The organism is Pseudoalteromonas sp. MelDa3, assembly GCF_002863625.1.
Lineage (GTDB): Bacteria > Pseudomonadota > Gammaproteobacteria > Enterobacterales > Alteromonadaceae > Pseudoalteromonas > Pseudoalteromonas arctica.
In genome coordinates this window covers 25,176-39,358 of the sequence record NZ_PJBR01000028.1, presented here as the reverse complement: position 1 = coordinate 39,358, position 14,183 = coordinate 25,176, and the positions used below count along the sequence as shown (strand labels likewise).

General features: G+C 40.8%; 13 protein-coding genes. 10 read left to right on the top strand and 3 right to left on the bottom strand.

Annotation, left to right across the window (positions count from 1 at the left end; genetic code table 11):
• The first annotated feature begins 7 nt into the window (after nt 1-7).
• The gene (locus CXF89_RS07985; protein ID WP_007580596.1) at nt 8-394 is read left to right on the top strand and encodes an MmcQ/YjbR family DNA-binding protein; all 387 of its coding nucleotides are present in this window, start codon (nt 8-10) and stop codon (nt 392-394) included.
• A gap of 36 nt (nt 395-430) precedes the next feature.
• Here CXF89_RS07985 and CXF89_RS07980 read toward each other — a convergent pair whose 3' ends face one another.
• From CXF89_RS07980 to fadI, 3 genes are all read right to left on the bottom strand, one after another.
• Nucleotides 431-940 (bottom strand): GNAT family N-acetyltransferase, encoded by a 510-nt coding sequence (locus CXF89_RS07980; protein ID WP_010554658.1) that lies wholly within the window; start codon nt 938-940, stop codon nt 431-433.
• A gap of 74 nt (nt 941-1,014) precedes the next feature.
• Nucleotides 1,015-3,222 carry a fatty acid oxidation complex subunit alpha FadJ gene (gene fadJ / locus CXF89_RS07975; protein ID WP_121954307.1) on the bottom strand — a complete coding sequence of 736 codons (2,208 nt, stop codon included), beginning with the start codon at nt 3,220-3,222 and terminating at the stop codon, nt 1,015-1,017.
• On the bottom strand, nt 3,222-4,532 hold the full coding sequence (fadI, locus tag CXF89_RS07970; protein WP_024608908.1) for an acetyl-CoA C-acyltransferase FadI: 1,311 nt from the start codon (nt 4,530-4,532) through the stop codon (nt 3,222-3,224). The genes fadJ and fadI overlap by 1 nt, the downstream gene beginning before the upstream one ends.
• A 306-nt stretch (nt 4,533-4,838) precedes the next feature.
• Between fadI and CXF89_RS07965 the strand changes: the two genes are divergently transcribed.
• The 9 genes from CXF89_RS07965 (at nt 4,839) to CXF89_RS07925 (ending at nt 14,146) form a co-directional block, all read left to right on the top strand.
• A complete protein-coding gene (locus tag CXF89_RS07965; RefSeq protein WP_004335627.1) occupies nt 4,839-5,795 on the top strand; it encodes an AAA family ATPase in 957 nt (318 codons plus the stop codon).
• A 3-nt stretch (nt 5,796-5,798) separates the two neighbouring features.
• The gene (locus tag CXF89_RS07960) at nt 5,799-6,743 is read left to right on the top strand and encodes a DUF58 domain-containing protein (protein WP_010554656.1); all 945 of its coding nucleotides are present in this window, start codon (nt 5,799-5,801) and stop codon (nt 6,741-6,743) included.
• 2 nt (nt 6,744-6,745) lie between these two features.
• Nucleotides 6,746-7,180 (top strand): DUF4381 domain-containing protein, encoded by a 435-nt coding sequence (locus CXF89_RS07955; protein WP_121954306.1) that lies wholly within the window; start codon nt 6,746-6,748, stop codon nt 7,178-7,180.
• The gene (locus CXF89_RS07950) at nt 7,173-8,159 is read left to right on the top strand and encodes a vWA domain-containing protein (RefSeq protein WP_033028574.1); all 987 of its coding nucleotides are present in this window, start codon (nt 7,173-7,175) and stop codon (nt 8,157-8,159) included. The genes CXF89_RS07955 and CXF89_RS07950 overlap by 8 nt, the downstream gene beginning before the upstream one ends.
• Nucleotides 8,159-10,099 carry a VWA domain-containing protein gene (locus CXF89_RS07945; protein WP_121954305.1) on the top strand — a complete coding sequence of 647 codons (1,941 nt, stop codon included), beginning with the start codon at nt 8,159-8,161 and terminating at the stop codon, nt 10,097-10,099. The genes CXF89_RS07950 and CXF89_RS07945 overlap by 1 nt, the downstream gene beginning before the upstream one ends.
• A complete protein-coding gene (locus tag CXF89_RS07940) occupies nt 10,093-11,751 on the top strand; it encodes a BatD family protein (protein ID WP_121954304.1) in 1,659 nt (552 codons plus the stop codon). The genes CXF89_RS07945 and CXF89_RS07940 overlap by 7 nt, the downstream gene beginning before the upstream one ends.
• Before the next feature lie 60 nt (nt 11,752-11,811).
• A complete protein-coding gene (locus tag CXF89_RS07935) occupies nt 11,812-12,369 on the top strand; it encodes a sigma-70 family RNA polymerase sigma factor (RefSeq protein WP_032827217.1) in 558 nt (185 codons plus the stop codon).
• Nucleotides 12,369-13,121: a DUF3379 family protein gene (locus CXF89_RS07930; protein ID WP_024608912.1), complete on the top strand. Its 753-nt coding sequence runs from the start codon at nt 12,369-12,371 to the stop codon at nt 13,119-13,121. Before CXF89_RS07935 ends, CXF89_RS07930 begins: the two co-directional genes overlap by 1 nt.
• A gap of 164 nt (nt 13,122-13,285) precedes the next feature.
• Nucleotides 13,286-14,146 (top strand): Tim44 domain-containing protein, encoded by an 861-nt coding sequence (locus CXF89_RS07925; RefSeq protein WP_121954303.1) that lies wholly within the window; start codon nt 13,286-13,288, stop codon nt 14,144-14,146.
• The last annotated feature ends 37 nt before the right edge of the window (nt 14,147-14,183 follow it).

The window sequence follows — 14,183 nt, the reverse complement described above, 5'->3', positions numbered from 1 at the left end:
ATGGATCATGGACCAGAAAAAAGTACATGAGTATTTAGTTAAAAAACCACTTGTTCAGGTTACAAAACCATTTGCGCAAGAGGTTGATGTATATAAAGTGAATCATAAAATGTTTGCGACTCTTGCTATTGGCAATGACGGTCAAACTAATGATGATGGAGAGGTTATTTGGTGGCTTAACTTAAAGTGCGATCCTGATGAAGCAATATCATTGCGTGATATTTTCCCGGCAGTGATCCCTGGTTACCATATGAATAAACGCTTATGGAACACAGTAATTTTAGACGGCACAATTCCACAAGGTGAAATTGAGAGAATGATTGATAACTCATTTAATTTAGTCGTAGAAAACATGCCAGAAAAAGACCGAAAAGCTATTTCACTTCACTTGTAAACACTTTTTGGGCTAGGCTACTAGCCCATTAAAACCCTACACCTTAAGCGTATAAATTAAATCGTCATATAACTTTTCGCCTATTGTATGCACTTTAAAAAGTGTATCGGTATGGGTTAAACCGCACTTACCAAGCACCTTTTCAGAACCAATATTGCCACGCGTTACGACTGCTTTAAACTGCCTAATACCACATTCTTTCCAAGCCCAGTCAATCACAGCTCTTAGGGATTCTGTCGCGTAGCCTTTATTAAAATACTCTGGCAATAATAAATAACCAAGCTCTGCGGTTTCTCCGTCATAGGCAAAACCTGTAACACCCACAGGTTGTTTTGTTTGATTATTAATAATGAGTAAACACAGGGGATGACGTGATTTAGCATTCCACTTAGGCAAGCGTATCTCAAAGCGGTTTCTTACCAGTGACTCCATTGGCATATCAAAACAAAACTTAAGGACTTGAGGATCGCGATGAAGCGCTAGAAAAAGAGGCCAATCAGATTCTTCCATTTGGTACATGCTCAATCTTTGTGTAAATAATGTCATTAAGCTCCTCATTTATTTATAAAAACTATAAAAAAACCGCATTTAAATGCGGTTTTTTTTAGATGGCAGAAACTTTATTCTTTCGTTTCAATCTCTTTAGTAACTTCAGGCTCAGTTACACTTTGCTCTTGTGGCTCAGTGCTTTGTACTTCAGGAGCTACAACCTCAACAGTTGCTGCATTATAAAAAGTAGTACCAGTGCTTGCCATTGTTACCAGTGACTCACATGGAGCAAAATTAGCATCGCTGTTAGCCAATGTAGACATATCAGAGCTTATTTTACTTGCGCCTAATTTATCCATATAGCTAAACGGGCCACCTAAAAATGGTGGGAAACCAATACCAAATATTGCACCGATGTCGCCATCACGTGGGCTGGCAATAATGCCATCATCTAAACAGCGTACTGCTTCGTTAAGCATTTGCGATACACAACGCTTAGCAATTTCGGTCTTGTTTAAACGTGGAGCCGGGGTAACACCCAATAGTTCGTAAACTGACTCATCAACCTTTTTGCCTTTTTTATCGTATTCATAAAAACCACGACCAGACTTACGGCCAAGGCGTTTTGAATCAATCATACGCATAAATGCATCAGGGCCTTTAAAACGCTCGCCTAATTCTTTTTCAAGAATTGGGGCAATTTTAGAGCCAATATCAATACCTACTTCATCAAGTAGAGCCAGCGGGCCTACCGGAAAACCGAACTCAACAAGCGCTGCATCAATCTTTTCAATTGGCTCGCCTGCTAACATTAAGTTAGCAGCTTCGTTTAAGTAAGGCGCTAAAATACGGTTGACGTAAAAACCGGCCATGTCTTTTACAACAATTGGCGTTTTACCTTGCTTACGTGCAAAGTTAACAACGCGGGCAATGGTCTCTTGAGATGTACCTTCGTGTGGAATAATTTCCACTAATGGCATTTTTTCCACTGGTGAAAAGTAATGCAAGCCAATTACATTTTCAGGACGTGCTGCCTGCGCTGCAATTTGCGATATTGGTAATGATGACGTGTTACTTGCAAAAATTGTATTTGCTTGGCATTGCTGCTCTACGTCTGCAACCATACCTTGCTTAAGTGCAAGATCTTCAAACACCGCTTCTATTACTAAATCAATGTGTTTAAAGCCACTGTAGTCAGTTGTACCTGTAATACGGTTCATCGTTAACTGCACATCAGCTTTAGACATAATACGACGCTTAAGGCGCTTGTCTAAAATTTTATAGGTGTAGCTCATTGCATTACTAATGCCCTGCTCTGCTACATCTTTAATACGTACCGGTACTTTAGCTTTAACAGCACTTACGTGCGCAATGCCTGCGCCCATTAGTCCACCACCTAAAACAGCAGTTTTGCTTATTGCTGGAGCGTCATCATTGCGCCACTCTTTTTTCATTTCAGTGGTTGCAAAGAAAATACCGCGAAGCGCTTTAGATTCGTCACTCATTACAAGTGTAGCAAAGCTTTCAGCTTCTGTTTTATACGCTTTTAGCTCATCAAGCTCTACACTAGCTCGCACTGCTTTAATAATAGCTAGTGGTGCTGGGTAGTGCCCGCCCGTTTTTTTAAGTACGTTTTCTTTTGCTTTTTTAAAGATAAAGTTACGACCAAACGGGTTTGACTCTAGTAATTTACTAATATTGTCGAGCCTTGGCTCTTTTGCTTGTGGCTTTTTCTTAGTCGCAAATTCTTTTGCAACTTTTAACAGCACACTGTGCGGTACACAATCATCAAGCACGCCTGCTTTTTTAGCTTGCGTAGGACGAATTTGTTTACCTGTTAGCATCCACTCTAGTGCTTTTTGAATACCAACAATTTTAGTTAAGCGCTGGGTGCCACCGCCACCAGGAAGTAAACCAAGTTGTACTTCTGGTAAGCCAATTTTTGTTAAATCACTGTCGGTACCAACACGGTAATCACATGCTAAAGCAAACTCTAAACCACCACCTAATGCAGCGCCATGAATCGCACTTACTGTTGTGTATGGCAGTTTTGTCATATCAAAAAACGCTTGATGACATAGCTCGCTAATCGCTAAAGCATCTTCACGCTTTTGAACGCTATCAAGCATTTTCACATCGGCGCCAGCAATAAAGTTATCGCTTTTTCCGCTTATAAATACCATGCCTTTTACGTTTTGCGATTTAGCGTCTTCTAGTAACGCTTTTAAATCATCGGCAAAACTACTGCGCAGGGTATTCATTTTCTCACCCGGCACATCAATCGTTACTACGGCAATTTTGTTTTCATCTACCGCTAAATTAAATACTGAATCTGTCATTACGCGCTCTCCAATACAAAGGCTGCACCTAAACCACCAGCAGCACACGCTGTTGTTAATGCTAAACCGCCACCACGACGTTTAAGCTCGTGTAAGCTTTGCGTAATTAAGCGTGCACCTGTTGCTGCAAATGGGTGACCATATGCTAAAGAGCCGCCGTTAACGTTAAACTTATCCATGTTAATTTCGCCAATTGCTTTGCTGCGACCTAAATGCTCTTGTGCAAATTTGTCTGAAGCAAACATTTTCATATTGGCAAGTGTTTGCGATGCAAACGCTTCGTGCATTTCAATTAAATCTAAATCAGCAAGCGTAATACCCGCTCTATCTAGTGCAATAGGCGTTGAATGAGCTGGGCCCATTAACATGTCTTTTTCTACACCAATTGCCGAAAATGCAAAGCTACGTACGTAACCTAGTATTTCATAGCCCAGTGCTTTTGCTTTGCTTTCGCTCATCATAAGTACGGCCGCTGCACCATCAGTTAATGGTGTTGCATTTGCGGCGGTAACAGTACCGTGCTGGCGGTCAAAAACAGGTTTAAGCTTGGCGTAGCCTTCAACAGTTGAGTTTTTACGAATGTTGTTATCTTCTGAAATAAAGCTTTTATATGGCGGTAAATGTGCCGTCATTACTTCATCTTTTAACTTACCATCAGCCCATGCTTGCGTTGCAAGTGAGTGAGAACGATGCGCTAATGCATCTTGATCTTCACGGCTAATATTATGTGTTTTAGCCATTTGCTCAGCAGTTTGCCCCATTGAAAGGCCTGTTGAGTACTCTGCAACTGCAGGAGGCACTGGTAATAAATCTTTTAAGCGCAGTTTTGAAAATATTTTCAAGCGCTGACCAAGCGTACGCGCTTTATTTAAATCAACTAAGCTGCCTGCTAGCTTTTTACTAACACCAATTGGCAGTACTGATGACGAATCTGCGCCGCCTGCAATACCTACACTTACAGATCCCGCCATAATAGACTCTGCTACATTAGCAATAGCCTGAAAGCTGGTAGCACATGCGCGCGATACAGAATATGCATCGACCGATACCGGCATACCTGTGCCCAATACAATTTCACGTGCAATATTTGGCGCTTCTGGCATTTGTACTACTTGACCAAATACAAGTTGATCAATTTCTGACTTGTTGAAATTTAATCGTTCAAGCATTTCGTTAACCACCAATTTACCCATATCAAGTGCAGGTACATGGTGAAACGCTGTTGCTTGCTTTGCAAAAGGTGTACGTAAGCCGCTAACTATGGCAATACGGTCGCCCTTTGGTGTTTTTAGTATGTTTTGCTTAGACATTTATGCTCTCCCGCTGACAGGTCTGACCTGTTTGTTTTCCTCGATTCTAAACAACCCGTGTACTAAAGCCAATAGATAAACACAAATTTATATAAATAGTGTTTAATTACGACTATCACAATAGGCTTTTTTAGACGCATTTACAAAGTTTTGTGGTACGCTAAAAATCGTTAAAAAATAACGAACTATTTTAAAAAATACAGTCTAACTCTTGAGTTACCCAATTATAAACCTTATAAATAGGTCAGTATTTATCACCTAACACTATTAGGTACAAACCCAGCTGACGAGGACAGTCCACTTATTATGGCAGCTAACGCATTTTCACAATTAAAAACGTACTTAGATACACAAATCATTGGCCAGCCAGAGCTTACACAAGCGCTACTTATTGCTATTTTAGCTGATGGTCACTTATTAGTAGAAGGCCCTCCTGGGCTTGCAAAAACACGTGCAGTTAATGCACTTGCTAAAGGTATTGAAGGATCGTTTCAGCGCGTACAGTTTACGCCAGACTTATTACCGGCTGATGTAACAGGTACCGATATTTACCGCCAACAAACTAGCGAGTTTGTATTTGAAAAAGGCCCTCTTTTTCACAACCTAATTTTAGCTGACGAAATTAACCGTGCACCAGCCAAAGTACAATCAGCACTATTAGAAGCTATGGCAGAGCGCCAAGTGACCGTGGGTAAAAACACTTATCCGCTTAGCGAACTATTTTTAGTTATGGCAACACAAAACCCGCTAGAGCAAGAAGGGACTTACCCGTTACCAGAAGCCCAGCTGGATCGCTTTTTACTGCATCTAAGTATTGGCTACCCTGGCGCAGAGCATGAGCTTGATATACTACGTTTAACACGTGGCGAAGCGCTTAACGAGCAACAACCAGTAATGCAAAAAATTAGTCAAAGCGATTTATTTGCAGCTCGTAAAGAAATATTAGGCCTTTATTTAGCAGAGCCGCTTGAGCAATATTTAGTACAACTTATTATTGCCACCCGTGAAGGCGCTAAATTAGATGCGCAACTAGGTAGCTGGATTGAATTTGGTGCAAGTCCGCGTGCAACAATAGCACTTGATAAATGTGCTCGTGCTCATGCATGGCTTCAAGGCCGTGACTTTGTAGCACCTGATGACATTCAAGCTGTTGTGCATAACGTACTGCGTCATCGCATTATTTTAAGTTACGAAGCCCAAGCCGATGGCATTACTAAAGATCAAGTAATAAGCCGTATAGTTGAACTTGTAGCCGTACCATAAGTTATGCAAAAACAATTAGAATCCCAAGCATGGCTCAAACAGAGCCATAGCCACGGTGTTAATTTAGCACTCAAAGAGCTGATGTATTACAAAGCCAAAGCGCAATTGCTTGAACTTGCCCCTAAGGTAAAAATAAAAAACACCTTAACAGGGCAATACCTTGCACCGCACAAAGGCCGAGGAATGGAATTTGCCGAAGTGCGACATTATCAGCAAGGTGACGATATTCGTTCTATTGATTGGCGAGTTACTGCGCGTACCGGCGAGACTCACACAAAGCTCTTTCAAGAAGAAAAAGAGCGCCCTGTGTTTGTATTTACTGATTTTTCAAACTCAATGCTGTTTGGTTCAAAGTTACTGTTAAAGTCGGTGCAAGCTGCGCATATAAGCGCTCTTGTTGCATGGTCGGCGTGTCAGCGCGGCGATAGAATTGGCGGTATAGTGTTTAATCAGCACTCGCATTTGGAGCTAAAACCCAGCGCCCGTGAAAAGGCCGTCCTTAAGCTTTGTCATAATTTATGCGACAACCACCAGCAAGCGCTCAACAATATTGATAAAACAGCCCCTAACAACTTTAGCGATAACCTAAAGCGCCTTAATCATTTAGCAAAACCAGGCAGCTTAGTGTATTTAGTGTCTGATTTTAATGCTCTGGATGATGCCAGCTTTAAACAACTCGAAATATTAAGCCGCCACTGCGAGCTGATTGGTTGCCATATAAGCGATCCATTTGAGCATCAGTTACCTGCGTTTAAGCAAGCAGTCACCGTTAATGCAAATGGTCAAGACTTTGCCCTACCATTAATGGATAACAGCTTTAGAGAACGCTTTGCTAAAAATGCTGAGCAAGCATTTAGTACGCGCTTTAATCGCTTAACTAAATCGGGTCTTAATTTAATATCATTCAATGCAGCAACACCGCTTGAGCTGCAATTAGTGAGAAAATAACCATGCAAACCAATCCACTCGATGGCCTGCACGATATAATAGCGCCAAGCCAAGTTAATTGGTGGCCACTCGCCCCTGCTTGGTGGGTTATTATTGCACTGCTGTTTTTAGCACTGTGCGTGGCTATTTATATATTTTACAAAAAACATAAATTTAAAAAGCCTAAACGCTACGCAATACAATTAAGCCAAAGTGAGCAAAATCCTCAGCAACTGCATATTATTTTAAAACGTTTAGTGATTGAATATTACGACAAGCGCCTTGCTGCGCAATCTACCTCTAAATGGTGCACAACACTTAATACGCTTACCGGTTTGAGCTTTAGCGAACAAGAAATACTAAGCTTGTATAACCCCAGCCAAAAAGATACAACACTGTGCGAAAAATTTCGCCAAGGTATTAAACAATTTAAAATAAAGGAGTCAGTAAATGTTTGAATTTAGCTGGCCATGGTTATTTTTATTACTACCCTTACCTTTATTACTTTTACTATTAAAACCCGCGGCAAGTAATGCCAGTACGCGTTTACGTATACCCAGTTTTGCAAAGCACAATTTAACCAGCCAAAGCATTGAGCCACACGCACGACGTTTAAATCCTTTCGAATGGATAATTTGGTTATTACTTGTTACTGCTGCTGCTAATCCAACATGGTTAGATGAGCCAATCTCATTACCAAATGAAGGGCGCGATATAATGTTAGCAGTTGACTTATCAGGCTCGATGACCGAACAAGACATGGCTTACAATGGCCAATATGTTGACCGCCTTACCATGGTAAAAGCCGTACTCAGTGATTTTATAGAGCAGCGTCAAGGCGACAGGCTTGGGCTGATATTATTTGGCGATACCGCGTTTTTACAAACCCCCCTCACGCGCGACGTTAAAACAGTAAGTAAAATGCTCAGTGAAGCGCAAATTGGTTTAGTGGGACGCGCAACAGCCATTGGTGATGCATTGGGTCTTTCGGTAAAACGCTTTGCCAATAAAGATGAAAGTAACCGAATTGTGGTGCTATTAACCGACGGACAAAATACCGCTGGTAATTTAAACCCAGAAGATGCACTACTGCTAGCTCGCGAAGAAGGTATTAAAGTGTACACCATTGGCGTTGGCTCAGATAATCCGCGCGGCTTTAGCCTCTTTAATATGGGTGGCTCTAGTGGCAGTAATTTAGATGAAAGCTTACTTAAAAAGATTGCCGAGCAAACTGGCGGATTATACTTTAGAGCCAAAGATGTAGCAGGCCTTCAACAAATTTACGCAGAGCTTGATAAACTTGAACCTATTAGCGCTGATGAACAAACATTCCGCCCACAAAGCTCATTATTTTACTACCCGTTACTTATCGCTATTTTACTTATTAGCTTAAAAGTAATGCTTAGTACACTGCGTGCATTAAAGGAGCCAAACTAATGGATTTTGAATTTATTCGCCCCGCTCTTTTATGGTTACTCATACCTGCTGTGGCATTATTTTTTGTCGCCTTAATTAAGCATAAAAAAACGACTAGTGAGCAGCTAATTGCACCGCATTTAGCACAATTTATCATGAGCGAAGCAAACACTAAAGCCAGCCAGCCACTTTGGTTAGTTGCTTTGTTTTGCAGCCTTGGCATTTTATTTAGTGCTGGGCCTAGCTTTGAGAAAAAACAAGTTCCTGTATTTCAAAGTAAAAGTGCCCGTGTAATTGTTATGGATATGTCGTACTCAATGTACAGCACCGATATTTTACCAAATCGTTTAATGCAATCACGCTTTAAAGCGCTTGATATGATTGAGCTATTTAGAGAAGGTGATACCGCGCTTGTAGCTTACGCAGGCACAGCCTATATAATATCGCCGCTAACAAACGACGCCACAACACTCAGTAATTTAATTCCAAGCTTAAGTCCTGAAATAATGCCAGACAAAGGCTCAAACGTTTTAGCCGGTCTTGATATGGCCAAAGAGCTATTAACGCAAGCGGGTTATATTGATGGCGACATTATTTTAGTGACCGACGGTATTGACCAGCAAGAACAAAGCGACGTGAGTAGCTTTACCAGTAACACCCAATATAGATTAAATATATATGGCGTGGGTACCGCTCAAGGCGCTCCAATTAAGTTACCTGAAGGTGGTTTTTTGAAAGACAGATACGGCCAAATTGTAGTACCTACTCTCAATGCCAGTCAGCTTAAAAATTTAGCATCGAGCAGTGGTGGTAAATTTGCTAGTTACCAGCCTAGTAATAACGACATAAATACGTTTGCCCCAAATGCACAGAGTGAATTATTGAAAGACGAAAAACAAAGCCACGCACTTTGGCGAATAGATGCAGGTATATACGGACTCTTGTTATTACTGCCATTTGGCTTGTATTTATTTAGACGTGCTGCCTTGCTGGGGGCTTTTTTAGCCTTTAGCTTTTTACCGCAGCAAAATGCGTATGCCGTAGAGCTCCCTACTCTTTTGCAAAATGCAGATCAACGTGCATTAGAGGCTTACAATAATAAAGAATACGATGCAGCAACACAGGCGCAATCGAGTGAGTTAAAAGGCGCGGCGCTTTACCAGCAAGGTAATTTTGATGCTGCACTTAATGAGTTTAGTAATGATAAGTCGGCTACCGGTTTATACAACTACGGTAATGCCCTCGCCAAAGCTGGCAAGCTTGAGGACGCCATTGAAGCCTACAAACAAGCCCAAACCTTACAAGACGACTTTACACAAGCAACTGACAACCAAGCTTTAGTTGAACAATTACTCAATCAACAAGAGCAACAAAACCAGCAAGATCAGCAAAGCGACGGCGACGACTCTCAAGACCAAGATGATAGCCAGAAAAAAGATGAGCAAAACCAAGGGCAAAATTCTGATGAGTCAAAACAGGATAAGCAACAAAATGGTGATAAAAGCGATTCTGAAAAAGGCGAAAACGAAAGTCAAAGCTCAAGCGATGAAAAATCTGATAAAGAATCAGATAAAGAGTCTGAACAATCAAAAGATCAACAAGGTGAGCCTGGCGAGCAATCAGACAAGCAAAATGAACCTGATATGCAAGCTCAGCCACAAAGTGAGCAAGGGCAAAATAAAGACGCTGACCAGCCTCAAGACGAGCAGCAACAAAGTAAGCCACAAACAATGAGTGAGCAACCTGCTACTGATGAGCAAAAACAAAGTGCTCAGCAACAAGCTATGCAAGCCCAAGCAAGTGAGCTCACTAATGAAGAAAAAGAAAAAGCACAACAGCTTAATCAACTACTTAGAAAAGTCCCGGACGATCCGGCTATTTTATTACGGAATAAAATGCAATTAGAAGCCCAAAAAAGACAATATAAACGTCGCCCTACAGGAGTCGAAAAATCATGGTAATGCGATTATTTTGCTGTTTATTGCTATTAAGTGCGATGCCTTCGTGGGCTGCCACCAAATTAGAAGCCAGCGTAGATAAAAACCCTGCTTTAGCGGGTGAATTTTTTATGCTTAATATATCCGTAGACGATACAGTTAAGGGCGAGCAACCAGACACCTCATCGCTGTTAAAAGACTTTGTGGTAGGCCCAACAAGCTTAAGTTCTCGTACCAACATTATTAATGGCAGCATTAATAAACAAACCACGTGGTCAGTTAAATTAATGACCCGTGCAGAGGGGGATTACACTATTCCGGCATTTAGCGTTGCAGGGTTAACCTCACAGCCTATTAAATTAAAAGTGGCAAAACGCTCAGTTGATGCAGATAAAAATAACGAAATATTTTTAAAAACGTCGCTCTCAAGTAATTCATTATTTGTGCAAGAAGCCGGTGTTTACACTATTAAGCTTTACCTTGCGAAAGAACTACTTGATGGCAGCTTAAGCACACCAAGTATGGAAGATGCTCAGCTAACCCAATTGGGTAAACAAACTGAAAGCTATGAGCTTGTTGATGGTAAACGCTACCTTGTTATTACTCGCGAGTATTTGATTCAGCCACAAAAAAGTGGTGCGTACACTATTGCAGGCCCCGCTTTTCAAGGACGAGTACAACAAAATTATCGTCAATTAGAAGTATCAGCTCTTGGCGACGATCAGCAAGTAGAAATCAAACCAATTCCGAGTGATTATAAAGGTGCATGGTTACCAAGCGAGCTGGTTAGTCTTGATGAAGAATGGCAACCTAACGACAACACCGTAGAAGTCGGTACGCCTATAACACGTACTATTACACTTACTGCGCTTGGGGTTACAAAAGAGCAATTACCTGAAATCTCTATGCCTACCATTGATGGCATACGCAGCTACCCTGATAAAAAAGAAAATAACAATGCAGTACGTGACGGACGCGTTGTATCGCAGCAAACTGCATCGTATGCATTACTGCCGCAAAAACCAGGTACTTACACTTTACCTGAAATACAGCTGCCTTGGTTTAATACTAAAATGAACCGTATTAGCGTAGCTACATTACCAAAGCGCACTATAACGGTAACGCCAAGTAGTACCGCACCTAATACCGCCGTGGCAAACCCACAATCAAACCCAAACAATTTACCTGCTATTGAAAATATTTCGAATGAAACGACAGGCACACAACGTATTGAAACTAAAAGTGATACTCCTCTTTGGTTAATAGTTGTTGCCGCTTTAGGGTATATTTTATGGATTGGTACTGTAATTTTTTACTTAATGACCCGTTCTACTAAAAATACGACTGAGAAATTACAACTAAACAACCGTGATATTTCTCAGCCGAGCTTAAATGAGCTTAAAACGCTCGCTAAAACACACGATGTGAAAGCTTTTTACACCGCATTAAATAACTTTTCTGTAAAGGTGACCCATAAAAATGTTGGCGCGATTGATGAGCTTTGCATCCGCGTAAACAGCAGCGAGCTTAATGGCCTCATTAGCCAATTGCAGGCACAACTTTATAGTAATAAAGGCGCAAACACGGATCTTAATGCTATTATTAAAATTCTTGAGAACTATCAAACTCAAGCATCAAAGTCGCAACAAGCTGTATTAAAAGACCTTTATGATTAATAACTACGATACTCAGGTCTTTTTTGCAATAAATAATAATTTTTAATTAAAAAAGTGCTTATGCTTGGAAAGAAAAAATCAAACAATCAGGTCTTAATCGATATGGCAGAGAAACAAAAGCGTTATGAAGCCTTGGTCCACGTTTACAATAAAGAGCTTTATCGCTTTGCTTATTGGTTATGCCGTGATCCGCACATAGCAGATGATTTAGTACAAGAAACGTTTTTACGCGCGTGGCGTTCTCTCGACTCTTTACTTGATCAAAAGGCAGCTAAACCTTGGCTGCTTACTATATTACGAAGAGAAAATGCGCGCCGATTTGAACGTAAACAGTTTGATTACAGCGACGTAGAAAACGATACGCTTGTTGATGAAACCAGCCACTCATTAGATGATGAAATGGAGCAAACGGTTATCCAACGCCAGATTGCCCTGCTATCTGATGAATACCGAGAGCCATTATTACTACAAGTTGTAATGGGCTGCTCTGGCGAAGAGATCGCAGGCATACTTAATTTAAATAAAAACACGGTAATGACTCGTTTATACCGTGCCCGAAATCAACTTAAAGAGGCTTTAAGCCGTGATGATGAACAACTTAAAGGGGCATCAAAATAATGGATGAACTTGAGTTTCGTCGCCGCACTATTGCGCAGCCAAACGACATTGACAAGGAGCTCATGGAGTTTGCTAACAATAACCCAGAGCGACAAAGTTTTATTAACGATATGAAAGATTTTGATAAATTTATTCAAGACTCTTTAGATATACCTGTGCCTGAAAACCTTGCAGACCGCATTCTTTTAAACACATCGTTAAAAGAAAAAGCACTACAAGAAGAGCAAGCAACAGGAAAAAATGTAGTTGATGCCCGCTCGCGTTTTAAGCTTGACCGCGTGCATCTTGCATTAGCTGCATCTTTTGTAGTGGCTATTAGTGCCTTCTTTTTTAGTACAGAGCAAAATATTGCACACGAAGCGGGTGAGCATGCGCTTGCCCATGTGTACTACGAAATTAGTGCGCTTGATAAAAAAGAGCCCATTAGCCTACAAAGCGTTAACGACAAGCTTGCAGTATTAGGTGGTCATCTTGATGAGCTTCCTGGTGATGTAACTTACGCTATGTTTTGTGATTTTAAAGGCGAAAAAGGGCTACATTTGATATTTGAGTCTGACTTTGGTCCTATGACGGTATTTATAGTGCCTTCTGAAAATAAATCATTTGGTTTTGGCGATGATAATTTCCGCGATGAGCGCTTTGAAGGTCATATTAACCGAGGCTCACAAGCAGATACTATTTTAGTGGCAAGTGTTGGAGCACCTCTAAATACTTATAACGAACGCGTTACTGGCGCTATTCGTTGGCTTTAAAATAAACAAATTTACCGCTTAGTCCCTACTAAGCGGTTTTTTGATTATATACCCACCAATAAACTTTTTCTTTTATACTCAAAACCTCTGATTTTTAAAGTAATTAATTAAACTCCTTAAGAAAGTAAATTATAATCGCGGCTCGATTTTAATTAGGGAATTTCATGAAGAACATCATCGTTATTTTTTCATTATTGGCATTATTATGTACTGCCAGTTTTGATGCACACGCACGTAAAAAGTTTGGCAGTAGCAAACGTGGACAAACTCCTGCAACACAACAAACAGCACAAAAACAAAAAGCAGATACAACAACCCCAACAGCAGCACCTAAAGCCACATCAAATAAAAAAGGCATTATGGCTGGCGTTTTGGGTGGTCTTTTAGCGGGTGGCTTAATTGCAGCAATGTTAGGCGACGATTTTGAAGGTTTTAAGCTATTAGAAATGATTTTATTAGCTGGCGGACTATTTATTTTATTTAAGCTAGTAACAGGCTTTTTACGTGCTAATCGTGCCCCACAACTTGCAAATGCCAGTGCAGATACAAGTGCTCAGCAAAATGCATTTAAACAAGCACCAATCGAGCAGCCAATGAGTACAGGCTTTGCTAACAGCGCCCCACAAGGTGAAAGTGTCCCTTTTAATTTACCACCTAACTTTGACGTTAATGGCTTTTTGCAAGGTGCCCGTAGTCATTACCATACGCTACAAACTGCATGGAATAATGCCGATTACACCACAATGGCTGAATACTTAAGCCCTGCACTTGTTGCCGAATTTAAAGCTGAGCGTGAAGCTATACAGAGTGTAGACACTGAAGTAATGTTTATTGATGCCAAACTTGTGCGTGCAGATACAAATGCGCAATCGTGGCAGGTTAGTGTTCGCTTTAAAGGTAAGTACCGTGATTTAGGCGATAAAAAAGAACAGCCTATTTTAGAAATTTGGCACTTAGAGCGCCTAATTTCAGACGATGCTCCATGGCTAATAGTGGGTGTTGAAGATTTAATTGATACTCAATAAGTTTTTATTATTTTAAACACCGCGCTTTTTAGCGCGG